Genomic DNA, 23796 nt, shown 5'->3' on the forward strand with positions numbered 1-23796 from the left:
GTCTGAGGTATGCGAAAAGGGGCGAGCCAGAGCCCGCCCCTTTCGCTGAAGGTCTACTACCGTCGGTAGCCGAAACCTGCCGAGGTCACTCCGCCGCTGCGGCGGCGACGATGTTGACGACCTTGCGGCCGCCCTTCTGACCGAACTGGACCGCGCCTGCCTCGAGGGCGAACAGCGTGTCGTCACCACCGCGACCGACGCCTGCGCCGGGGTGGAAGTGCGTGCCGCGCTGGCGGACGAGGATCTCGCCGGCGTTGACGGTCTGGCCGCCGAAGCGCTTCACGCCGAGGCGCTGTGCGTTGGAGTCACGACCGTTGCGGGTGGAGCTTGCGCCCTTTTTGTGTGCCATCTCTGCGTCTCTTCCTGGACTTACTTGATGCCGGTGATCTTGACGCGCGTGAGGTCCTGACGGTGGCCCTGGCGCTTCTTGTAGCCGGTCTTGTTCTTGAACTTCTGGATGACGATCTTCGGTCCGCGAAGCTCACCGAGAACCTCGGCCGTGACCGTGACCTTGGCGAGCTTGTCGGCGTCGCTCGTCACGGCATCGCCGTCGACGAGGAGGACGGCCGGAAGTTCGATCTTGTCGCCGATCGAGGCAGCCTGACGGTCGAGGACGACGATCGTGCCGACCTCCACCTTCTCCTGCCGGCCACCGGCTCGCACAACTGCGTAAACCACTTCACACCTGATTTCGTCTGGGAGCACGATGCTCCGATTGAGACTGGAAAGTCTTGGTGCGGACTGCTGAGCCGCGGCCGAGCTGTCGAAGCACGCCGGGAGGCGTGCGACATGGGACGCACCAAAGGGATACTTTACCGGATGCCGCGATCTGCCGCAAAAGCGCGGCCTTCCGGCCTGTCGCGCTTAGGCTCTCGACGTGGCGATCCTCCTCGATGACCCGGTCTGGCCCGCTCACGGGAGGCTGTGGGCGCATCTGGTGAGCGACGCCGATCTGACGGAACTGCACGAGTTCGCCGCGGCGAACGGCATCCCGCGCCGCGGATTCGACCTCGACCACTACGACGTGCCCGCCGAAAGCCATGCCCGGCTCGTCGCCGCGGGTGCCGAGCACGTCGGCGGTCACGAACTGGTGCGGCGCCTGATCGCGTCGGGCCTGCGTGTCACAGCCCGCGAGCGGCGCGGGCTGTGACACACGGCTCAGTCCTCTGACGCGGGCTTCGCGGGCGCTGTCGTCGGCGCGACGGGAGTCCCCGTCAGCGCAGCCGTCGTGACACGACGGCGTGACCGTCCCTGTCCCGGAGCCTTGGGCTCGGGAAGCGCACTCAGAACCGAATCGAGAAGAAGGTCCTTCTCGGTCTTGGACGCGTTGGCGTTCTTTGCGGGGCCCGCGTTCTTGGCGGCGGAGTCCTGCCGCTTCTTGCGCTGCTTCTTCGGCCGCTCGACGGGAGCCTCCACGATCGGCGCCTGTTCGGCCGGCTCGTCGGGGTGATGGATCGTCGACGCCGCGATCTGCGCGAGCGCGGACTTCGCGCCTTCCGTGATGACATGCGTGCCGTTCGAACCGGCCGGCGGGTTCGAGCCGCCGCGCGAGCGACGTCCGCCCGATGCGCCGCCTGTCGTGCCGCGGTGCTTGACGACGGGGTCGTGGTGCACGATGACGCCGCGACCGGCGCACACATCGCACGCCTCGCTGAAAGTCTCCAGCAGTCCGAGGCCCAGCTTCTTGCGCGTCATCTGCACGAGGCCGAGCGACGTGACCTCGGCCACCTGGTGCTTCGTGCGGTCGCGACTCAGGCACTCGACGAGACGGCGCAGGACGAGGTCGCGGTTGGATTCGAGCACCATGTCGATGAAGTCGATCACGATGATGCCGCCGATGTCGCGCAAGCGCAGCTGACGGACGATCTCTTCGGCGGCTTCGAGGTTGTTCTTCGTGACGGTCTCTTCGAGGTTGCCGCCCGAGCCGACGAACTTTCCGGTGTTGACGTCGACGACCGTCATCGCCTCGGTGCGGTCGATGACGAGAGATCCGCCCGACGGCAGCCACACCTTGCGATCGAGAGCCTTCTCGATCTGCTCGGTGATGCGGTGCGCGTCGAACGGATCGACATCGTCTTCGTACGCCTCGACACGGTCGAGCAGGTCGGGTGCGACCGACTCGAGGTACTTCGTGATCGTCGCGTACGCCTCATCGCCCTGGATGAGCATGCGCGTGAAGTCCTCGTTGAAGACGTCGCGGACGATCTTCACCAGCAGATCGGGCTCCGAATGCAGCAGGGCCGGCGCCTGGATCGAATCGATCTGCCGTGAGACGTGCTCCCACTGGTTCGTGAGGCGCTGCACGTCGCGGGTGAGCTGCTCTTCGGTCGCTCCCTCGGCCGCCGTGCGCACGATCACGCCCGAGGACTCCGGCAGGACTTCCTTGAGGATCTTCTTCAGGCGGGCCCGCTCGGTGTCGGGCAGCTTGCGCGAGATGCCGTTCATCGCGCCGCCGGGAACGTACACGAGGTAGCGGCCGGGCAGCGAGATCTGGCTCGTGAGGCGTGCGCCCTTGTGGCCCACGGGGTCCTTCGTGACCTGCACGAGAACCTTGTCGCCGCTCTTGAGCGCGAGCTCGATACGGCGCGGCTGGTTGCCGGTCTCGACGGCATCCCAGTCGACCTCGCCCGAGTACAGCACGGCGTTGCGTCCGCGACCGATGTCGACGAATGCCGCTTCCATGCTCGGCAGCACGTTCTGCACGCGACCGAGGTAGACGTTGCCGATGAGGGATGCGTCCTGGTTGCGCGCGACATAGTGCTCGACGAGCACGTTGTCCTCGAGCACCGCGATCTGCACGCGGCCGTTCTTCGATCGCACGATCATCTCGCGGTCGACCGCCTCGCGGCGGGCGAGGAACTCGGCCTCGGTCACGACCGCGCGGCGGCGACCCGCTTCGCGGCCGTCACGACGACGCTGCTTCTTCGCTTCGAGACGGGTGGAACCCTTGATGCGCTGAGGCTCGGTGATGAGCTCGACGGCACGCTGACGGTGCGGCGCGGGGTGTTCGGCCTGCTCGTCGTCGCGCGGGTCTCCCCCGCGGCGACGCCCACGCCGACGGGAGCTCGACGACGACTGGTCGTCGTGGTGCGGACGCTCGTCCGGCAGGGCCGGCAGAGGCACGATCTCGGGCGCGTAGAAGTGCAGCGCCGTCGACACCGCGGAGACGAAGGTCTCGGGCAGCAGGCCGAGCGAGACGGCCGTGACGGGGCCGGACTGCTCCGGCTCGTCCGCGACCGCGCCGCCGGTCTCCGGCGAATCCGACCCGTCGTCGGACTCGTCCGACGCGGGTGCGCCGGCGTCGCCGGTGGGCGCCTCGCTGGCGGGGTCCGCGTCGTCACCGGCCGCAACGACGGCGGGCGGCGGCTCGGCATCGGTCGGCACGTCGATGTCGGGCCCCTCGAGTGCGACCGGAAGGCCGGTCACGTCAGGCGGAGCGGTCTCCGTCGTCGTCGGGGCGCTCGATTCGTCGCCGTCGGGGTGTTCTGAGGTGCTGTCATCAGCCATCACTGGCGTACTCCCTGCGGGGCGACACCGCGCGTCGCCCGGCGAAATCTCGTGCGGTGCCGCACCTGCGGTGCCGCGAACTCACTCGGTCTGCAGCCGGCTGTGCGCCCAGGCTGCGAAGGGCTGTCATCGCCCTGAAGTCTTCGATGATGCGGTGGCGGCGCGGCCGCGGCGCATCCGCATCATTATCGCACTTTCCCGGACCGAATGCTCACACATCGACGTGTGAAGACTTTCATGGCCCGCCCACGCCTCACCCATAGGCCATCTTTGCGATAATCCGAGGCATGCCCCCGTCTCAGACCCACACGCGCCCGACCGTCCTCGCGGTGTGGCTCATCATCGCCGGCGCGATCGGGTGGTGGGCAGCCTTTTCGCTCACCCTCGCGAAGCTCGACGGCCTCGCCAATCCCGGTGCAGCCGCCGCCTGCGACATCTCGGTGCTCGTGCAGTGCAGCGCCAACCTCGACGCGTGGCAGGGCAGGATCTTCGGCTTTCCGAACCCGTTGCTGGGGCTCGCCTGCTGGGTGGCACCGATCGCCGTCGGCGTCGCGATCCTCGCCCGCGCACGCTTCGCGCGATGGTTCTGGCTGCTGTTCTGGGCCGGCACCGCGTTCGCCTTCGGCTTCGTCATCTGGCTCATCGGCCAGAGCATCTACGCGCCGAACCTGCACACCCTGTGCCCGTGGTGCATGGTCACGTGGGCCGTCACGATCCCGACGTTCTATGTTGTGACGCTGCATGTGCTGCGCTCGGGAGTGCTCGCCGTGCCGGCCGGCGTGCGCCGGACTGCGGACAAGCTCATGGCGTGGGTGCCGCTGGCGACGATCCTCAGCTATGCGCTCGTGCTTCTGCTCGCGCAGATCGAGATGAATGCCGTCGTGAGCATTGTGAACTCGCTGTTCTGATCCGCGAAACCCCGCTCATCGAGTAGCGCGAAGCCCCCGACCGGTCATCGAGTAGCGCGGACCGCAAACCCCCGGTCATCGAGTAGCGCGAAGCGCGTATCGAGATGCGCGCTGCTACTCGATCTTGATACGAGCCGCATCAACGCTGCTGCGCAGCATTGATCCCGGGACGCGAGATCTCGATACGCTGCGCTCCGCGCTGCTACTCGATCTTGATACGAGCCGCATCAACGCTGCTGCGCAGCATTGATCCCGGGACGCGAGATCTCGATACGCTGCGCTTCGCGCTGCTACTCGATCTTGATACGAGCCGCATCAACGCTGCTGCGCAGCATTGATCCGTCTCGTATCAAAACCAGATGCTGAGTTCCCTCGCGGCGGAGTCGGGGCTGTCCGAGCCGTGCACGAGGTTCTGCTGCACCTTGAGGCCCCAGTCGCGGCCGAAGTCGCCGCGGACGGTTCCCGGGGCTGCCGTCGTCGGGTCGGTCGTGCCGGCGAGCGAGCGGAAGCCCTCGATGACGCGGTTGCCGGCGACACGGATCGCGACCGACGGACCCGACATCATGAAGTCCAGGAGCGGCTCGTAGAAGGGCTTGCCCTCGTGCTCGGCGTAGTGCCGCTCGAGACGGGCGCGGTCGGGCTCGACGAGGCGGATGTCGACGAGGGCGTAGCCCTTCGCCTCGATGCGGGCGAGGATCGCCCCGGTGAGCCCGCGGGCAACGCCGTCCGGCTTGATGAGGACGAGGGTCTCTTCCGTGGTCATGCGTGTTTCCATTCCGTTTGTCAGGCCTGGTCGGGCTGCTGCGCCTCGATCGCGGCGTTGCGCCGGTCGAGAGCCGCTCCCTTGATGGTGGCATAGCCGTACATGCCGCCGAAAATGAGCGCGACGATGATGAGCACGGGCTCGAGGAGCGCCCCGAGGGCGACGACGAGCTGCAGCAGCCAGCCGATCGCGATCCCCCACCGGTAGCGCACGAGACGACCCGTCAGGATCATGAGAACGGCCAGGGTCGTTCCCGCCACGACGCCCCACCACCGTTCGATGCCGTCGGGCAGCGTGTCCAGCCCGAAGATGACGAGCCCTCCCAGGAAGGCGATGACCGACTCGAAGGCGAGCACGATCGACGCGAGAGATTCCGCGGCGCCGCGGCGGCGGCGCGGCTGGGGTGTCTGCGTTCCCGTCATGATGTCCAACCCGACTTCCAGTCCTCGATCTCGGCGAGCGTGAGCGCTTCGCCGGCCAGCACGACCGAGCCCGTCACGACGACGGCACGACGATCGGATGCTGCGGCCCACTCTCGTGCCGCCTCCACTGCCGCGCTGAGGTCGTCATGGACCGTCACAGACAGGCCCGCCGCCTCGGCGACGTCGGCGATCGCGTCGGGTTCGGACGCACGTTCCGAGGCCGGCGCGGTCGCGAAGACATGGGTCGCGACATCCGAGAGCGCGGTGACGATTCCGCCCGCGTCCTTGTCGTCGAGCACGCCCAGCACGACGCCCCAGTCGTCGAAGTCGAACGATTCGCGCAGAGCCGTCGCGAGGGCCTGTGCACCGTGCGGATTGTGCGCCGCGTCGACCAGGACCGTCGGATGCGTGCCGGCGAGGTGCAGGCGTCCGGGTGAGGTCGTCTGGCCGAAGGCCTCGGCGAGCACGTCGCTCGAGATCGCACGGGTGGCACCGCCCAGGAGCGACTCGACAGCGGCGATCGCGAGAGATGCGTTGAAGCCCTGGTGCGAGCCGTACAGCGGCAGGTACTCGTCTTCGTAGACGCCCGCGAGGCCGCGTACCGAGATGAGCTGCCCGCCCACCGCGAGACGCTGCGAAACGAGCGCGAAGTCGTCTCCCTCGAACGAGATCGTGGCGCCCCGTGCCTCGGCCACGGCCTTGAGCACGGCTTCGACGGCGGGCTGCTGGCGTGCCGAGACGACCGCCGCGCTGTCCTTGATGATCCCGGCCTTGACGGTCGCGATCTCGGTGATGGTCTCGCCCAGACGATCGGCGTGATCGATGGCGATCGGGGTGAACACGGCGACGTCGCCGTCGGCCGTGTTGGTCGAGTCCCACGCGCCGCCCATGCCCACTTCGAGCACGAGCACGTCGATCGGCGCGTCCGAGAAGGCGACGAAGGCGAGCACGGTGAGCAGTTCGAAGAAGGTCAGCGCCGCGTCGCCGGCGGCGGCGAGTTCGGCGTCGACGATATCCACGAACGGCTCGATCTCGTCCCACGCGTCGGCGATCGCGGCATCCGAGATCGGCTCGCCGTCGATCGTGATCCGCTCGGTGAACCGCTCGAGGTGCGGACTCGTGAACAGGCCGGTGCGCAGGCCGTGCGCGCGCAGCAGGCTCTCGATGACGCGCGCCGTCGAGGTCTTTCCGTTCGTGCCGCTGATGTGCACGACGCGGTAGGTCTTCTGCGGATCGTCGAGCAGCTCGAGGACGCGAGCCGTGCGCTCGACCCGCGGCTGCACCCACTGCTCCCCCTGTCGCTGCAGCAGCGACTCGTAGACGGCGTCGGCGCGGTTACGGTCGTTCACTCGGCTGCCTCGATCCTCGTCACGGCGACCCAGAAGCCGCCTGCGTTCGCGTACTGACCGGTGCGCACGTATGCGACATGCTCCGGCGCGGCGCCGAACGCGCCCGCCTGCCATACCTCGATCGCGGCATCGGCCGGCACGTGCGCGTCCTCGCCCTCGAGCAGTAGCGCGTGGTCGAGGGCGAGCGTCTCCCCCGCGATGTCGGCGACGTCGAACGCTCCCGCGACGGCGTCTGCGTCTGCGGCGTCCTGGAAGAGCATCTGTAGACGGATGCGATCGCTGACATCGAATCCGGCGGCCTTGCGTGTGTCCTGCACGGCGCGGATGACGTCGCGCGCGAGACCCTCGGCCTCGAGCTCGGGCGTCGTCGTCGTGTCGAGCAGCACGAATCCGCCGCTCGGAAGAAGCGCAAGCGCCTCACCCTCGGGGCGTCCTGCCGTCTCGAGCACGAGGTCGTACTCACCCGGCTGCAGGGCCAAGCCCCCGGCGGTCACGGTGCCGTCCTCCTCGGACCAGTCGCCGGCCTTGGCCGCCTGGATCGCGCGCTGAACGTCTCTGCCCAGGCGCGGCCCGGCGGCCCGGGCGTTGACCGACAGACGATGGGTGATGCCGTACCCGGCTGCCGTGTCGTCGCGCTGGTCGACGAGCTCGACCGCCTTGACGTTCAGCTCGTCGCGGAGGATGTCGTCGAACTGTCCCAACGCGCCCGCGTCGGTCGCGACGACCGTCAGCATCGGCAGGGGCAGCCGAACGCGCTTGCCCTCGCGCTTACGGAGGGCGTTCGCGACGCTGGAGACTTCGCGCACCGCATCCATCGCGCTGCGGATGTCGGCGGCCTGCGGGAACAGGCCCGCATCGGGCCAGTCCTGCAGGTGGACGCTGCGTCCGCCGGTCAGCCCCTGCCACACCTGCTCGGCCACGAGCGGGATGAGCGGAGCCGCGACGCGGGTGAGCGTCTCGAGCACCGTGTAGAGCGTGTCGAACGCCTCGGTCCCTGAGCTTGCGCCCGCGGTCCCTGAGCTTGCACCCGCGGTCCCTGAGCTTGCACCCGCGGTCCCTGAGCTTGTACCCGCGGTCCCTGAGCTTGCGCCCGCGGTCCCTGAGCTTGTCGAAGGGTCGACCCCCACCCAGAAACGGTCGCGCGAGCGGCGGATGTACCAGTTCGTCAGCGCCTCGGCGAAGTCGCGCAGCTTCGCCGCCGCCGACGTCGAATCGAGACCCTCGAGATCAGCCGCGACTCCGCGCACGAGATCGCCCGTGAGAGCCAGGATGTACCGGTCGAGCACGTTCGTCGAGTCGGTGCGCCAGGTGGCTTCGTAACCGCCCGGCGCCGCCGCGTTGGCGTAGGTCGCGAAGAAGTACCACGTGCTCCACAGCGGCAGCATGAACTCCCGCACGGCGGCGCGGATGCCCTCCTCGGTGACGACGAGGTTTCCGCCGCGCAGCACCGAGCTGGACATGAGGAACCAGCGCATCGCGTCGGAGCCGTCGCGGTCGAAGACCTCGGACACGTCAGGGTAGTTCTTGAGCGACTTCGACATCTTGTACCCGTCGCTGCCCAGCACGATGCCGTGGCACGACACCCCCGTGAACGCGGGGCGATCGAACAGCGCCGTCGACAGGACGTGCATGACGTAGAACCAGCCACGCGTCTGGCCGATGTACTCGACGATGAAGTCCGCCGGGGCGTGCGAGTCGAACCACTCGCGGTTGTCGAACGGGTAGTGCACCTGCGCGTAGGGCATCGATCCGGAGTCGAACCACACGTCGAAGACGTCTTCGATGCGGCGCATCGTCGACCGCCCTGTCGGGTCGTCGGGGTTCGGGCGGGTCAGGTCGTCGATGTACGGCCGGTGCAGATCCACGTTGCCCTCGGGGTCACGAGGGAGACGTCCGAAGTCGCGCTCCATGTCGTCGAGGCTGCCGTACACGTCGACGCGCGGGTACGCCGCGTCGTCGCTCTTCCACACCGGAATGGGTGAGCCCCAGTACCGGTTGCGGCTGATCGACCAGTCGCGCGCACCCTCGAGCCACTTGCCGAACTGACCGTGCTTGACGTTCTCGGGCACCCACGTGATCTGCTCGTTGTTCGCGAGCATGCGGTCCTTGATGTCGGTCACGCGCACGAACCAGCTCGACACGGCACGGTAGATGAGAGGGTTGCGGCAGCGCCAGCAGTGCGGATACGAGTGCTCGTAGCTCGCGAGGCGCAGCAGCCGCCCGTTCTGACGCAGCAGGCGCACGAGCGGCGTGTTCGCGTCCATCCAGAGCTCGCCGGCGACATCCGTCGCATGCGGAAGGAAGCGCCCGCCGTCGTCGAGACTCATGATGAGCGGGATGCCGGCGGCCTCGGTCACCCGCTGGTCATCCTCACCGAAGGCCGGTGCCTGGTGCACGATGCCCGTGCCGTCCGAGGTCGTGACGTAGTCGTCGACGAGGATCCGCCAGGCGCGCTCGGTGCCCCAGGTGGCGGCATCCGCGTAGTAGTCGAAGAGACGGTCGTAGGCGACGTCCTCGAGCTCGGCGCCCAGGACGCTCTGCACGACGGCGTCCTGCGCCGCCTCAGCGGAATCGTAGCCGAGGTCCTTCGCGTAACCGGCGAGCAGCGGCTCGGCCAGCAGATAGCGGTGCGCCGTCGCCTCGAGCGGCTCGTCACCGGGCTGCACGTCGGCGGCGCCCGCGGGACCGCCGGGCACGACGACGTAGCGGATGTCGGGGCCGACCACGAGCGCGAGGTTCGTCGGCAGGGTCCAGGGGGTCGTCGTCCACGCGAGCGCCCGCACGCCCGTGAGGCCCAGGGCTTCGGCCTTCGCGCCGACGAGCGGGAAGGTCACGGTGACCGACGGGTCCTGGCGCATCTGGTAGACGTCGTCGTCCATGCGCAGCTCGTGCGCCGACAGCGGGGTCTCGTCGCGCCAGCAGTACGGCAGCACGCGGTGCCCCTCATAGGCGAGTCCCTTGTCGTGCAGCGTCTTGAAGGCCCAGAGCACGGACTCCATGTACGAGGGGTTGAGCGTCTTGTATCCGCGCTCGAAATCGACCCAGCGGGCCTGACGGGTGACGTAGTCCTCCCAGTCGCGCGTGTAGGCGAGCACCGATGACCGCGCCTTGTCGTTGAAGACGTCGATGCCCATGGCCTCGATCTCGGCCTTCTCGGTGATGCCGAGCTGCTTCATCGCCTCGAGCTCGGCCGGCAGGCCGTGCGTGTCCCAGCCGAAGACGCGATCGACCTTCTTGCCCCGCATCGTCTGGAAGCGCGGGAAGAGGTCCTTGGCATAGCCGGTCAGCAGGTGGCCGTAGTGCGGCAGGCCGTTGGCGAACGGCGGCCCGTCGTAGAAGACCCACTCGTCGGCGCCCTCACGGTTCTCGATCGACGCGCGGAAGGTGTCGTCGTCCTTCCAGAAGGCGAGCACGTCGCGCTCGATCTCGGGAAAGCGCGGGCTGGGCACGACCGCTGCGGGTCCGAAGGCACTCCCGCGGGTCCCTGGGCTTGTCGCGGTCCCTGAGCTCGTCGCGGTCCCTGAGCTCGTCGAAGGGTCGGAGCTTGCCGAAGGGCGGGGGTAGGTCATGGGTCTCTCGCAGGTGTCGTGGTCGCCGGTTCCTGCGAGGACGACCCTTCGGAAAGGACCGCGGTACCACCCCGCGTTGCCGTTGCCGGCCACTCTCACTGCGGCTGTCACGGGCCTGACCCGCTCGGTTCTACCGGGCTCGCGCCGTTCTTCCGAGAGCTCCCCGGTGATGGCCGGATCGATGCTGCTCAGGTGATTCTATCCGACCGCGCCGACGCCGCGACGAGCTCGATCGTGAAGGGATGCTGCGGCCGGTCGAAGACGTCGGTCGTCACCCCCCGCTCCACGACGCGGCCGTCCTTCATGACGAGGACATCGTCGGCCAGCCCTCGCACGACGGCGAGGTCGTGCGAGATGAGCACCGTCGTCAGCCTCAGCTCGCGCCGCAACCGCGCCAGCAGCTCGAGGACGCGCCGCTGCACCGAGACATCCAGCGCCGAGACGGGTTCGTCGAGCACGAGCACATCGGGCTGGGTCGCGAGGGCTCGGGCGATCGCCGCCCGCTGCCGCTGACCGCCCGAGAGCTGCCCCGGACGGCGCCCTGCCAGCTCGGGATCGAGTTCGACCAGCTGCAGCAGATCGGCCGTCCGTGCAGCGTGTCGTCCCGCGGGAACACCGCCCGCCGCGAGCGCTTCGCGCAGTGATCTGCCGATCGTCCAGCGCGGATCGAAGGCGGCGCGCGTGTCCTGATGCACGAGCTGGATGCGGGGGCGACGAGGCCTGCGGTCCTGCTCACGGGCCGGGTTCCATGGCGCGTCGTCGAAGCACACCGTGCCGCGGTCGGGCGTCTCGACGCCGAGCAGGAGCCGCGCGACGGTGGACTTGCCGGCGCCCGACTCGCCGACGATGCCGAGGGAGCGCCCGGCACGCACCGTGAAGGTCACATCGTCGACGGCGGTCGAGCCGCGAAAGGTCTTGTGCAGTCCGTCGGCCGCGAGCACGACAGCGCCCCCCGCGGGAGATTCGGCCGGCGGGATGGTCGTGCCGTCGACGAGTTCGCGGGTGTAGGGATGCTGGGGGTCGCGCAGCACCTGTGCTGCCGGACCCGTCTCGACGACCCGCCCGTTTCGCATGACGATGATCCGATCCGCGACGCGCGCGACGGCCGTGAGATCGTGACTGATCAGGAGCAGCCCGACGCCCTCGTCGACCAGCGAACGCAGCAGGCCCAGCACGCGTGCCTGCACGGTCGCGTCGAGTGCCGTCGTCGGTTCATCCGCCACGAGCACGCGGGGCGCAGCGGCGAGCGCAGAGGCGATGAGTGCACGCTGACGCAGACCGCCGGAGAGCTCATGCGGGCGCTGGCGCACACGGCGATCGGGATGCGGCATCCCGACCCGCAGCAGCAGCTCGTGCACGCGCTGCGCGCGCTGGCGACGGTCGAGGCGCGTGTGGATCTCGAGCGGCTCTGCGACCTCCGCGCCGATGCGGGCGAGCGGGTCGAGCGAGACGAGCGCGTCCTGCGAGACGAGCGCGATGCGGTCGCCGCGCACCTCGCGCCACGCGCGCTCACCCGCCCGGCGCAGGTCGACGCCGTCGATCTCGAGACGGTCGGCGCCCACACGGGCACCGGGGGGTGTCAACCCGAGCAGGGCGAGCGCCGTGAGCGACTTGCCGGCGCCGGACTCGCCGACCACCGCGACGCACTCCCCGGGCTCCACGGTCAGGTCGACGCCGTCGACCACCGTGCGCGGGCCGAACGAGATCCGCAGATTCCGCAGGTCGAGGGCGCTCATGCGGTGCGTCCTTCCGCCGCGGCGCGCAGCGTGCGTCCGACGATCGTCGCCGAGATCACCGTGAGGGTGATCGCGAGCCCCGGGAAGACGGCGATCCACCAGGCCTGAGCGAGCACGTTGCGCCCTCCCGAGAGCATGAGCCCCCACTCCGGCGTGGGCTCGAGCGGCCCGAGGCCGAGGAAGCTCAGCCCCGCCGCCGCGAGGATGCTCGTGCCGAACCCGATCGTCGCGATCACGCTGAGCGCGCCGAGCACGCCGGGCACCACGTGACGGAAGATGGCGACCGGGCGCCGCACACCGAGCAGCGCGGCGGCTTCGACGTGATCGGCCGCGAGGAGCGTACGCGTCTGTACGCGGGCCAGCCGGACGTAGACGGGGATGACGGCGATCGTGACGCCGATGGCGACGTTGACGGGACCGGGCCCGAGGACCGCGACGACGACGAGCGCGATCAGGAACTCGGGAAAGGCGAGGACGACGTCGAGCGCGCGTACGGCGACGGCATCGACGACGCGCGGTGCCGCACCGATCGCCGTGCCGACGACGAGGCCGACGATGAGCGCGACGCCCACCGCGATCGCGCCGATCGAGAGAGACGAGCGCGCGCCGTAGACGACTCTCGCGAAGATGTCCCGTCCGCTCTGGTCGGTGCCGAAGACGTGGTCCGGGCTCGGCGGCAGGAGGGCGGCGCGCACATCGGTCTGCAGCGGGTCGAACGGCGTGAACAGCGACGGCGCGATCGCCATCGCGATGAAGACGGCGAGCACAGCGCCCGCGGCGGTGAGTGCCACGACCTGACGACGGTTCACGGCATACCGCCCCTCGCGTGATCGGCGATGGCCGGTCGGCGCAGCCGAGGGTCGATGACCGCCGCCGTCAGCTCGACGACGATGTTGATCACGACGAACACGAGCGCGCTGAGCAGGATGATGCCGCCGATGACGGGCAGGTCGCGATCGGTGATCGCCACGAGGGTGACCCGGCCCAGCCCCGGCCGGCCGAACACCGTCTCGACCAGAACCGCACCGCCGAGCAGCGTGCCGACGAGATAGGCGGCGAGCGTGAGGGCCCCTGTGGCACCGTGCCGCAGCGTGTGCCGCAGCAGGAGTCTGCTCGGGCTCGCACCGCGTGCACGCACCGTGACGGCGAACGGCTGCCGCTCGGCGGCCTCGATGCCGTCGCGCAGCACCTGTCCGAGCAGGGCGGCCGTGGGCAGCGCCAGCGTGACGGCGGGCAGGACGAGGGATGCCGCGTTCCTCGACCCCGTGACGGGGAACCAGCCCAGCGTGAAGGCGAACACCGTGAGCAGGACGAGTCCGATCCAGAACACGGGAGAGGACAGGATGACCAGTTCGACACCGGCCACGACGATGCGCGCGGCGCGGCGACGCACCGTGATGGCGACCACGAGCGCGAGGACGAGTGCGATCAGGAGCGCGAGACCGGTGAGCTGCAGGGTGGGCAGCAGCTGCCTGCCGATGACATCGGCCACCGGCATCCGCAGTTGATAGGACTCCCCGAGGTCTCCGCGCAGCAGCCGGCCCATGTACTGGGCGTACTGCTGTGCGAGGGTCTGGTCCAGACCCAGCTCTCGACGGATGCCGTCCTTGACGGCATCCGAGACCTGGGCCTGCGGACCCAGCATGACGTCGACCGGATCCCCGGGGATGAGCCGCATCGCGACGAACGCCAGGGTCGCAGCTCCCCACAGGACGACGATCAGCCCCGCGAGCAGACCGCCGATCCGCGCGAGGACGCGCCCCGCCGGTCTCATTCCAGCGTGACGTCGTAGAACAGGGGCCGGCCGTAGAGGTCGTATGCGATTCCGCTGATCGCCGGCGAGACGGCCGTGATGGACGACGGCACGTACAGCGGCACGATCGCGGTGTACTCGGCGTTCCAGCGCTGCAGCTCGCGGTAGATCTCGGCGCGCTCGTCGACGTCACTCGTCGCGACGCCGCGGTCCAGGAGCGCATCGATGGCGGGATCGGACACCTGCGACGCGTTCTGGAAGCCGTCGGTGTGCAGATGGCTGCGCAGCAGATCGGGGTCGACTCCCGAGAAACCCCAGTCGGTGAGGTCGAAGGTCTTCGGGCCGTACTGCTCGTTGTACGCGCCCGGCTCCAGCACGTCGCGGACGAGCTCGAACCCGATCTCACGCAGGTCGGACTGGATCGCGTTCGCCAGCGCCGCGCGGTCGTCGGGCACGGGTGTCCAGGCGATCCAGCGGGCCGAAAGCCGCGCGTCGTCCTTCGTCCGGTAGCCGTCGGCGTCGCGTCCGGTCCAGCCGGCCGCGTCGAGCAGCTCGGCGGCCGCATCGGGATCGAACGCCCACGTCCCCTCGACGGCAGGCTCGTATCCCGGGGTCGTCGAGGCGAGGATGCTCCACGCGCGCGGATACTGCCCGAAGAAGACCTGTTCGACCGCGGGCTCGATGTCGATGCCCAGCGCGAACGCCTGGCGGACGCGCTCGTCGGCGAACACGCCGTACTGCTCGTTGAGGTAGAGCGAATACGGCAGGCCCGGCAGCTCGACGGAGTCGATCGTGAGCTCGTCGGGGAGATCGGCGATGACGCTCGGCGGCAGCTGGCTCGCGAGGTCGACCTCGCCGCTGCCGATGACACCCGCGCGCACGGCCGGCTCGGGCATGATGCTCACCCGCAGCGTCTCGATCTGCGGTGCGCCCTGCCCGTGGGGGCCCCACGTGTAGTCGGCGTTGCGCGTGTAGACGATCTCCTGATCGGGCGTGTAGTCGGTGAGCACGAAGGGGCCCGTCCCGATCGTGACGTCGGGCCCGCCGGCCGCGAGCCGCTCCGCGTCGGCAGCGAGCGCGGCCGGCGAGTAGAACCCGAGCTGTGCCGTGCTGGCGGCTTGGAGGAAGGGTGCATACGGCTGTGTGAACGAAACTCGCACGGTGTGGTCGTCGACGATCTCGGTGCCGGCGTAGAAATCCGCGCCGAGCATGGCCGCGGCTTGCGCGGACGCGGTGTCGGGGTCGACGATGCGATCGAAGTTGCCCTTGACCGCCGCCGCGTCGAAGGGCTCGCCATCGTGGAAGACGACATCGTCGCGCAGGTCGAAGGTGTACTGCAGACCGTCGTCAGAGATCTCCCAGTCCGCGGCGAGCCACGGTGAGAAGGAGCCGTCCGCGTTCTGGAAGACGAGCGAGTCGAGCACGACGCGCTGCACCATCGCCGAGACGTCGAGCTGGCTGGTCTGCGGGTCCATGTGTCCTGCGGACAGGTTCGCGCCCTCGATGGCCCAGACGACCTCACCGCCGGCGTCTTCCGTGTCTGCCTCGTCGCCCGATGCGCATGCGCTGAGAACGAGTGCAGCCGCGGCGGTGAGAGCGGCCGCACGCAGCAGGCGGGAGGCGGATGAGCGGTGGGTGAGCATGCGGAAACCTCGCTGGTGTCGGGACGTGAATACGCTAACGCACTTCTTGGACCCGGTTCACTATGCGGTGTCCGCCCGCGAGCGTGCGCTCGATAGAATCATCGGGCATCCCATACTCAGGCACGCTCACACGGTGCCGCACATACGGCGAGGAGACCTTCACATGTCCACGATCCCCGACAAGCCCGCTCTCGAAGGTCTCGAGTCGAAATGGGATGCCGCGTGGCAGGAGCGGGGCACGTACCTGTTCGACCGTGCCCGTGCCGCTGAGCGGGGCCGCGACGGTGTGTACTCGGTCGACACCCCTCCCCCGACGGCATCCGGATCGCTGCACATCGGGCACGTCTTCAGCTACACCCACACCGACGTCAAGGTGCGCTTCGAGCGCATGCGCGGCAAGACGGTGTTCTACCCGATGGGGTGGGACGACAACGGCCTGCCGACCGAGCGTCGCGTGCAGAACTATTACGGCGTGCGCTGCGACCCGTCGCTGCCTTACGACCACGAGTTCACGCCTCCGTTCCAGGGCGGCACCAACAAGAGCACGAAGGCCGCCGACCAGGTGCCGATCAGCCGCCGCAACTTCATCGAGCTGTGCGAGAGCCTCACGCTCGAAGATGAGAAGCAGTTCGAGGCGCTGTTCCGCCAGCTCGGCCTCAGCGTCGACTGGACGCAGACCTACCGCACGATCTCGGATGACACGATCCGCACGAGCCAGCTCGCCTTCCTGCGCAACATCGAGCGCGGCGAGGCGTACCAGGCTCTCGCCCCGACGCTGTGGGACATCGACTTCCGCTCCGCGATCGCACAGGCCGAGCTCGAAGACCGCGACCAGCCCGCGGCCTACCACCGAGTGGCGTTCCACAAGACCGACGGCTCGGGCGACGTGCACATCGAGACGACCCGTCCCGAGCTGCTCGCCGCCTGCGTCGCGCTCGTCGCGCACCCCGACGACGAGCGGTACCAGCCGCTGTTCGGCTCGACCGTGCGCACGCCCCTGTTCGACGTCGAAGTGCCGGTCCTCGCGCACCCGCTCGCCCAGAAGGACAAGGGCTCGGGCATCGCCATGATCTGCACCTTCGGCGATGTCACCGACATCATCTGGTGGCGCGAACTGGATCTGCCCAACCGCACGATCCTCGGCAAAGACGGCCGCGTCATCGCCGACGCACCCGATGTCATCGTGACGGATGCCGCCAAGGCGGCCTACGCCGAGATCGCGGGCAAGACCGTGTTCAGCGCCAAGAAGGCGATCGTCGACCTGCTGCGGGCCTCCGGCGACCTCGACGGCGAACCCAAGCCGTTCACGCACGCCGTGAAGTTCTTCGAGAAGGGCGACCGCCCGCTCGAGATCGTCTCGACGCGCCAGTGGTACGTCCGAAACGGTGCCCGCGACGAGGCGCTGCGCGAGAAGCTCATCGCTCTCGGTACCGGCATGGCGTGGCATCCCGATTTCATGCGCGTCCGCTACGAGAACTGGGTCGGCGGGCTCACGGGCGACTGGCTCGTCTCGCGTCAGCGCTTCTTCGGCGTGCCGATCCCGGTCTGGTACGCCCTCGATGAGAACGGCGAACGGGACTACGACCGCGTGCTGACCCCCGATCTCGCCTCGCTGCCGGTCGATCCGACGATCGACGTGCCGCCGGGGTACAGCGAGGACCAGCGCGGCGTCGCGGGCGGCTTCGACGCCGAGAAGGACATCTTCGACACGTGGGCGACCTCGTCGCTCACACCGCAGCTCGCGGGCGGCTGGCAGCGCGACGAGGAGCTGTGGAACCTCGTCGCCCCGTTCGATCTGCGCCCGCAGGGCCAGGACATCATCCGCACCTGGCTGTTCTCGACGATGCTGCGCAGTGCGCTGGAAGACGGTCGGTCCCCCTGGACGGATGCCGCGATCTCGGGCTTCATCGTCGACCCCGACCGCAAGAAGATGTCGAAGTCGAAGGGCAACGTCGTCACGCCCGCCGACATCCTCGACTCGCATGGCACCGACGCGGTGCGCTACTGGTCGGCGTCGAGCCGGCTCGGCGCCGATGCCGCCTTCGATCCGCAGAACCCGACGCAGGTCAAGATCGGGCGTCGCCTGGCGATCAAGGTGCTGAACGCGTCGAAGTTCGTGCTGTCGTTCCCCGTGCCCGAGGGCGCTGAGATCACGCACGCGGTCGACGCGTCGATGCTCGCGACTCTGGACGACGTCGTCCGCGAGGCCACGAAGGCGTTCGAGGGCTACGACCACGCGCGGGCGCTCGAACTCACCGAGTCGTTCTTCTGGACGTTCTGCGACGACTACCTCGAGCTCGTGAAGGAGCGCGCCTACAACCAGACCGACGTGGGCCAGCCGTCCGCCGCCCTCGCCTTGCGGATCGCGCTGTCGACGCTGCTGCGCCTGTTCGCCCCGGTCCTCGCGTTCGCCGCCGAGGAATCGTGGTCGTGGTTCAACGAAGGGTCCGTGCACAACGCGGAGTGGCCGCAGCCGCTCGGGATCGACGGCGACCCGGCCGTGCTCGCGGCCGTGAGTGCCGCACTGATCGGCGTTCGCCGCGCGAAGACCGAGGCGAAGGCCTCGCAGAAGACGGCGGTCGAGCAGCTGACGATCGCCGCTCCCGCGGCATCCCTCGATGCGATCCGATCGGCCGAAGGCGACCTCAAGGCCGTCGGGCGCATCGGCGAGATCGCCTACGCGGACGGCGATGAGCTCGTCGTGGGCGACGTCGTGCTCGTTCCTGCCGAGGAGGCCTGATGCAGCTCGGAACACGCTGGACCTCGGGTGACGAACCGCCTCGTTCGGTGCCCGACGCGCTCGTGCGCGGCATCCGCTCGGTCGACGAGGCGATCCCTGCCGACGACCTCGGCCAGCCGCGACCCCGCTGGACCCTCACGTGGGTCGAGGGGCGCCCCATCGCCGAACTCGACACGGGTGTCTTCGTGACGCTGGACGCGGCGGGTGAGCCCGTCGTCAGGTCCGATCCCGACGACGAGTTCGCCTGACGATCACGCCCGACGGTCAGGAGCGATCGGACGGCGTCATCGCGGCAGCATCCCGATGCCGCTGGCCGCTTGTGCGTCGGTGCGCCGGTCACTCGCGGCGATCTGCAGCGCGAGCGCGGCTCGACGAGCGGCAATCTGCGCGGGGAGCGCGGCTCCACGAGCGGCGCGTCGTGTCGCGCGCGTGCTCGCGACGCCTTCGAGTCTCGCAGCGAGGCCGAGCAGGAGACGCTCGAAGCGCGTCGGAGCGAGGTGGGAGCAGGGTGTGGGCATCGTGGTCATGACGGATCTGCCTCGTCGATGGGAAAGATGTCGGTGCGGATACTGAACAGCCGCACGCCGGGTCCGGTCTGGTCGCGGTACTTCTCGACGGTCTCATCGATGAGCTGCCGCACGCTGTCGGCGAGTTCGGTGAACTGCGCTTCGGTGAGGTTCGCGGTCGTCGACGTGAGCAGTGACTTCCACGTCTCGGGGTCGGCACGAAGACTCGCGTGCAGGTACGCCCGCAGCTGCTCTTCGCGCTGACGATAGAACTCGCCCACCACGACTTCGGTCGCCGCACGCCCGGCGGGCGTCTTCACGGTGCTCGGGTTCGTCATCGTGATCGAGCCCTGGGGTCGCTCCCACCACCGCTCGCGACCCGTGCCGTGTCCTTCGATCTCACGGATGAGGTCGTGCTTGGCGAGGGCGCGTAGGTGATAGCTCGTGGCACCGCTGGACTCCCCCAGTCGATCGGCCAAAGAGCTCGCCGTCTGCGGGCCGAACTGGCTGAGGATGTCGTAGATGCGCACGCGCAGCGGGTGAGCGAGGGCACGCAACGCACCGACGTCGAGCACGCGGTCGACGCGCTCGTGCGGTGCGGCATCCTTCATCTTCTCGACCATGTTTCGAGAGTAATGATGCAAAGAGGTCTTTGCAAGTGTCTCTTTGCAAAGACTCGCGGGCATTCTCGGCGTCCGGGCTATCGTTGAGCGCATGGCCTCTGACAATCCGCTGCTCTCGCCGTCTTCGCTCCCCTTCGGCCTGCCCGACTACGGGGCGATCAGACCCGAGCACTACCTCCCGGCCTTCGAGGAAGCCTTCGCGACGCATCGTGCCGAAATCGACGCGATCACACGCGTGCGCTCGATGCCGACCTTCGAGAACACGTTGGTGGCGCTCGAATCCAGTGGCGCACTGCTCGCCGACGTCGCCCACGCGTTCTACACGGTCTCCTCGGCCGACGCCACCGACGAGATCCAGCAGATCGAAGAGACGCTCGCTCCGCTCATGGCAGCCCACCAGGACGCGATCCAGCTCGACGCCCAGCTCTTCTGGCGCATCAGCACACTGCACGACGACCTGGACGATCTCGACCTCACGCCCGAGCAGCGCTATCTCGTCGAGCGGCGCTACCGCGAGATGTCGCGCGCCGGAGCGGGGCTCGACAACGAAGCGAAGGCTCGGCTCACCGAGATCAACACGCGGCTGTCGGTGCTCACGACGATCTTCGAGAAGAATCTCCTCGCCGATACCAACGACCTCGCCGTCGTCTTCGACAACGCAGAAGAGCTCGCGGGCCTGAGCGAAGGAGAGCTGTCGGCCGCGGCGCGGACCGCGCGCGATCGGGGGCTCGAGGGTGCGTACGTCGTGACGCTGCCCCTGTTCACGGGTCACCCCTACCTCGCTTCGCTCACCGACCGCGAGTCCCGGCGCCGGATCATGGAGGCCTCCCGTGCACGCGGATGCCGCGGCAACGAGCACGACAACAGTGATGTGCTCCGGGAGATCGTCGCCCTGCGCGCCGAGCGTGCCCGGCTGCTCGGCTTCGAGACGCACGCCGAGTATGTGACCTCGGACGAGACCGCCGGCTCCCCCGCCGCCGTGCACGACCTGCTGCGAAGCCTCGCGATGCCCGCCGCACGCAACGCGAGGCGGGAGCGCGCCGACCTGCAGGCGATCATCGCCGACGGGCCCGAGCCGTTCGCTCTGGAAGCGCACGACTGGGCGTTCTATACCGAGCGTGTGCGAGCCGCACGGTACGACCTCGACACGGCGGCTCTGCGCCCGTGGTTCGAAGCGGAGCGCGTGCTGCACGAGGGCGTCTTCCGCGCGGCCACCGAGCTGTACGGCGTCACGTTCGTGGAGCGCCACGACGTGCGGGCCTACCACCCCGAGGCGCGGGTGTTCGAGGTGCACGACACCGACGGCTCGGTGCTCGGGCTGTACGTCCTCGACCTCTATACGCGCGACACCAAGCGCGGCGGTGCGTGGATGAACTCGATCGTGCTCCAGTCCCGCTTGCGCGGCACGGCGCCCATCGTCGTGAACAACCTCAATGTCTCGCAGCCGTCGCCCGGCGAGCCCACGCTGCTCACCCTCGACGAGGTGACGACCCTCTTCCACGAGTTCGGTCACGCACTGCACGGGCTGTTCGCGACGGTGACCTATCCGCACTTCGCGGGAACGAACGTCTTCCGCGACTTCGTCGAGTTCCCCAGCCAGGTCAACGAGATGTGGATCTACTGGCCCCAGATCCTGGCGTCCTACGCGCGGCACATCGACACCGACGAGCCGTTGCCCGCCGATGCGGTCGACAAGCTCACGACCTCGGGCACGTTCAACCAGGGCTTCGCGACGAGCGAATACCTCGCGGCAGCCTGGATCGATCAGGCCTGGCACTCGCTCACGCCCGAGCAGGCCGCCGAGATCGGTGACATCTCCGCCTTCGAGCAGGCCGCTCTCGCCGACATCGGACTCGGCCTGCCGGAGATCCCCCCGCGGTACTCCTCCGCGTACTTCGCGCACATCTTCGCGGGCGGATACAGCGCCGGGTACTACTCGTACATCTGGAGCGAAGTGCTCGACGCCGACACCGTCGAATGGTTCCGCGAGAACGGCGGCCTCACCCGCGCCAACGGCGACCGGTTCCGTGAGCGCCTGCTGGGCGTCGGCGGTTCGAAGGACCCGCTCGAGGCGTACCGCGACTTCCGTGGCCGCGACGCGCGGATCGAGCCGTTGCTCGAACGGCGCGGTCTCACCACTTGACGTGGCGACACCCGTGGGTCAGGCGCTCTTGCGCTTCTCTCGCAGCACGAGCGTGGGGGTCGCTCCGTCTTCGACGGCGGCGCGCGTGATGACGACCTTGTCGATGTCGTCGGTCGAGGGGATCTCGAACATGATCGGACCGAGCACGTCCTCGAGGATCGCACGGAGTCCGCGTGCGCCCGTCTTGCGTGCTACGGCGAGGTCGGCGATCGCCTCGAGCGCCTCGACATCGAACTCGAGGGTCGCGTCGTCGAGTTCGAACATGCGCTGATACTGCTTGACGAGCGCGTTCTTGGGCTCGGTGAGGATCTCCATGAGCGCCGCTCGATCCAACGGGGTGACGGATGCCACGACGGGGAGCCGCCCGATGAACTCGGGAATGAGCCCGAACTTGTGCAGATCCTCGGGCTGGACCTCGCTGAACAGCGTGAGGTCGTCGCCCTTGTTGTGCAGCGGGGCGCCGAAGCCGACACCGTGCTTGCCGACGCGCGCCGAGATGATCTCTTCGAGCCCGGCGAATGCGCCCGCGACGATGAAGAGCACGTTCGTCGTGTCGATCTGGATGAACTCCTGGTGCGGGTGCTTGCGCCCGCCCTGCGGCGGCACGGACGCGACGGTGCCCTCGAGGATCTTCAGCAGCGCCTGCTGGACGCCCTCCCCCGACACATCGCGCGTGATCGAGGGGTTCTCGGCCTTGCGCGCGATCTTGTCGACCTCGTCGATGTAGATGATGCCCGTCTCGGCGCGCTTCGTATCGAAGTCGGCCGCCTGCAGCAGCTTGAGCAGGATGTTCTCGACGTCTTCACCGACATAGCCGGCCTCGGTGAGAGCCGTCGCATCGGCGACCGCGAACGGAACATTCAGGCGCTTCGCGAGCGTCTGCGCGAGGTAGGTCTTGCCGCAGCCGGTCGGACCGAGGAGCAGGATGTTGCTCTTGGCGATCTCGATCTCTTCGGCGCGCTGCTCTGCGGACTGCAGCGTGCCGTGGGCCCGCACGCGCTTGTAGTGGTTGTAGACCGCGACGGACAGAGCGCGCTTGGCGTCTTCCTGCCCGACGACGTACTCCTCGAGGAAGTCGAAGATCTCGCGGGGCTTCGGCAGATCGAAGTCGGACACGACGCCCGACGAGGACTCCGCCATGCGCTCTTCGATGATCTCGTTGCACAGCTCGACGCACTCGTCGCAGATGTAGACGCCGGGGCCCGCGATGAGCTGCTGCACCTGTTTCTGGCTCTTTCCGCAGAAAGAGCACTTGAACAGGTCGGCGCTCTCACCGATGCGTGCCATGACGCTCCTCCTCTGTCGGACCGATTCCGGCCGTTCTCCGAGCCTAACCGCAAGGTAGGACATGACGCGGGATTGCTACGCGGCAAATGGAAGCCCGCACCGACGACGCAGCCCCGCCGCCCGAATCTTCCGGACGGCGGGGCTGCGTGGCATCCCCTAGCTCGTGATGGCGGCCTGACCGCGCTTGCGAGTCGTGAGCACCTGGTCGACGAGGCCGTACGTGAGAGCCTCTTCGGCCGAAAGGATCTTGTCGCGATCGATGTCCTTGTGCACCTCTTCGACGGGCTTGTTCGAGTGGTGCGCGAGCGTCGCCTCGAGCCACGTCCGCATGCGCATGATCTCCTGCGCCTGGATCTCGATGTCCGAGGCCTGGCCGTGCCCCGCCTCACCCATCGCAGGCTGGTGGATCAGGATGCGCGCGTTCGGCAGCGCGAGCCGCTTGCCGGGTGCACCCGCGGCGAGCAGCACGGCCGCGGCGGAGGCGGCCTGACCCAGCACGACGGTCTGGATCTGCGGCGAGACGTACTGCATCGTGTCGTAGATCGCCGTCATGGCCGTGAACGACCCACCGGGCGAGTTGATGTACATGATGATGTCGCGGTCAGGATCCTGCGACTCGAGCACGAGCAGCTGCGCCATGACATCGTCGGCCGACGCATCGTCGACCTGCACGCCGAGGAAGATGACGCGGTCCTCGAAGAGCTTGTTGTACGGGTCTTGACGCTTGTAGCCGTAGGCCGTGCGCTCTTCGAACTGAGGCAGGACGTAGCGGCTGCTGGGCATGTGAAGTCCCTGCGGGATGCCGACAGTCGGGGTGTGCATTCGGTTTCTCTCTTTCGCCGTCAGC

The 23796-nt window shown here is 68.5% G+C and carries 20 protein-coding genes; 5 read left to right on the forward strand and 15 right to left on the reverse strand.

Translation table 11 applies throughout. From position 1 onward, the window contains the following. Nucleotides 1-85: 85 nt before the first annotated feature. Both rpmA and rplU read right to left on the reverse strand, forming a co-directional pair. Entirely contained in the window at nt 86-349 is a 264-nt protein-coding gene (rpmA, locus tag ACWIBS_RS06680) for a 50S ribosomal protein L27 (RefSeq protein WP_376128966.1), read from the reverse strand. Nucleotides 350-369: 20 nt separating this feature from the next. Next, on the reverse strand, nt 370-678 hold the full coding sequence (gene rplU, locus ACWIBS_RS06685) for a 50S ribosomal protein L21 (RefSeq protein WP_376128968.1): 309 nt from the start codon (nt 676-678) through the stop codon (nt 370-372). A gap of 199 nt (nt 679-877) precedes the next feature. On the opposite strand from rplU, the gene ACWIBS_RS06690 reads away from it, so the two are divergent. Beyond that, on the forward strand, nt 878-1150 hold the full coding sequence (locus tag ACWIBS_RS06690) for a DUF4031 domain-containing protein (RefSeq protein WP_454136668.1): 273 nt from the start codon (nt 878-880) through the stop codon (nt 1148-1150). Between the two features lie 8 nt (nt 1151-1158). Here ACWIBS_RS06690 and ACWIBS_RS06695 read toward each other — a convergent pair whose 3' ends face one another. Continuing rightward, nucleotides 1159-3507 (reverse strand): Rne/Rng family ribonuclease, encoded by a 2349-nt coding sequence (locus ACWIBS_RS06695; protein ID WP_376127474.1) that lies wholly within the window; start codon nt 3505-3507, stop codon nt 1159-1161. A gap of 287 nt (nt 3508-3794) precedes the next feature. On the opposite strand from ACWIBS_RS06695, the gene ACWIBS_RS06700 reads away from it, so the two are divergent. Continuing rightward, nucleotides 3795-4415, forward strand: a complete 621-nt coding sequence (locus tag ACWIBS_RS06700; RefSeq protein ID WP_376127476.1) for a vitamin K epoxide reductase family protein — start codon at nt 3795-3797, stop codon at nt 4413-4415. Nucleotides 4416-4764: 349 nt separating this feature from the next. Here the strand turns inward: ACWIBS_RS06700 and ndk are convergent, their stop codons facing one another. The 8 genes from ndk to ACWIBS_RS06740 all read right to left on the reverse strand — a co-directional run bounded on the left by ndk (nt 4765) and on the right by ACWIBS_RS06740 (nt 15650). Next, on the reverse strand, nt 4765-5178 hold the full coding sequence (gene ndk, locus ACWIBS_RS06705; protein WP_376127478.1) for a nucleoside-diphosphate kinase: 414 nt from the start codon (nt 5176-5178) through the stop codon (nt 4765-4767). A gap of 20 nt (nt 5179-5198) precedes the next feature. Further along, complete coding sequence (locus ACWIBS_RS06710; RefSeq protein WP_376127479.1) at nt 5199-5600, reverse strand: DUF4233 domain-containing protein; 402 nt, start codon at nt 5598-5600, stop codon at nt 5199-5201. Further along, nucleotides 5597-6949, reverse strand: a complete 1353-nt coding sequence (locus tag ACWIBS_RS06715; RefSeq protein ID WP_376127481.1) for a bifunctional folylpolyglutamate synthase/dihydrofolate synthase — start codon at nt 6947-6949, stop codon at nt 5597-5599. The genes ACWIBS_RS06710 and ACWIBS_RS06715 overlap by 4 nt, the downstream gene beginning before the upstream one ends. Next, nucleotides 6946-10518 carry an isoleucine--tRNA ligase gene (ileS, locus tag ACWIBS_RS06720; RefSeq protein ID WP_376127483.1) on the reverse strand — a complete coding sequence of 1191 codons (3573 nt, stop codon included), beginning with the start codon at nt 10516-10518 and terminating at the stop codon, nt 6946-6948. Before ileS ends, ACWIBS_RS06715 begins: the two co-directional genes overlap by 4 nt. A gap of 188 nt (nt 10519-10706) precedes the next feature. After that, entirely contained in the window at nt 10707-12254 is a 1548-nt protein-coding gene (locus ACWIBS_RS06725; RefSeq protein WP_376127485.1) for a dipeptide ABC transporter ATP-binding protein, read from the reverse strand. Then, entirely contained in the window at nt 12251-13063 is an 813-nt protein-coding gene (locus ACWIBS_RS06730; RefSeq protein WP_376127487.1) for an ABC transporter permease, read from the reverse strand. The genes ACWIBS_RS06725 and ACWIBS_RS06730 overlap by 4 nt, the downstream gene beginning before the upstream one ends. Further along, nucleotides 13060-14028, reverse strand: coding sequence for an ABC transporter permease (locus ACWIBS_RS06735; protein ID WP_376127489.1), 969 nt, complete (start codon nt 14026-14028; stop codon nt 13060-13062). Before ACWIBS_RS06735 ends, ACWIBS_RS06730 begins: the two co-directional genes overlap by 4 nt. Continuing rightward, complete coding sequence (locus tag ACWIBS_RS06740; RefSeq protein ID WP_376127491.1) at nt 14025-15650, reverse strand: ABC transporter substrate-binding protein; 1626 nt, start codon at nt 15648-15650, stop codon at nt 14025-14027. Before ACWIBS_RS06740 ends, ACWIBS_RS06735 begins: the two co-directional genes overlap by 4 nt. Nucleotides 15651-15813: 163 nt before the next feature. Between ACWIBS_RS06740 and valS the strand changes: the two genes are divergently transcribed. Next, nucleotides 15814-18390 (forward strand): valine--tRNA ligase, encoded by a 2577-nt coding sequence (gene valS, locus ACWIBS_RS06745; RefSeq protein WP_376127493.1) that lies wholly within the window; start codon nt 15814-15816, stop codon nt 18388-18390. Beyond that, nucleotides 18390-18638: a hypothetical protein gene (locus tag ACWIBS_RS06750; RefSeq protein WP_376127495.1), complete on the forward strand. Its 249-nt coding sequence runs from the start codon at nt 18390-18392 to the stop codon at nt 18636-18638. The genes valS and ACWIBS_RS06750 overlap by 1 nt, the downstream gene beginning before the upstream one ends. Nucleotides 18639-18674: 36 nt before the next feature. Here the strand turns inward: ACWIBS_RS06750 and ACWIBS_RS06755 are convergent, their stop codons facing one another. Beyond that, nucleotides 18675-18917 carry a hypothetical protein gene (locus ACWIBS_RS06755; protein ID WP_376127497.1) on the reverse strand — a complete coding sequence of 81 codons (243 nt, stop codon included), beginning with the start codon at nt 18915-18917 and terminating at the stop codon, nt 18675-18677. After that, a complete protein-coding gene (locus ACWIBS_RS06760; RefSeq protein ID WP_376127499.1) occupies nt 18914-19519 on the reverse strand; it encodes an ArsR/SmtB family transcription factor in 606 nt (201 codons plus the stop codon). Before ACWIBS_RS06760 ends, ACWIBS_RS06755 begins: the two co-directional genes overlap by 4 nt. Before the next feature lie 91 nt (nt 19520-19610). Between ACWIBS_RS06760 and ACWIBS_RS06765 the strand changes: the two genes are divergently transcribed. Continuing rightward, nucleotides 19611-21662: a M3 family metallopeptidase gene (locus ACWIBS_RS06765; RefSeq protein WP_376127501.1), complete on the forward strand. Its 2052-nt coding sequence runs from the start codon at nt 19611-19613 to the stop codon at nt 21660-21662. Nucleotides 21663-21680: 18 nt separating this feature from the next. On the opposite strand, the gene clpX is transcribed toward ACWIBS_RS06765, so the two are convergent. Next, nucleotides 21681-22949 (reverse strand): ATP-dependent Clp protease ATP-binding subunit ClpX, encoded by a 1269-nt coding sequence (clpX, locus tag ACWIBS_RS06770; RefSeq protein WP_376127503.1) that lies wholly within the window; start codon nt 22947-22949, stop codon nt 21681-21683. Nucleotides 22950-23105: 156 nt separating this feature from the next. After that, the gene (locus ACWIBS_RS06775; protein ID WP_376127504.1) at nt 23106-23771 is read right to left on the reverse strand and encodes an ATP-dependent Clp protease proteolytic subunit; all 666 of its coding nucleotides are present in this window, start codon (nt 23769-23771) and stop codon (nt 23106-23108) included. Between the last annotated feature and the right edge of the window lie 25 nt (nt 23772-23796).

It is taken from the genome of Microbacterium sp. NPDC055442, from assembly GCF_053644215.1.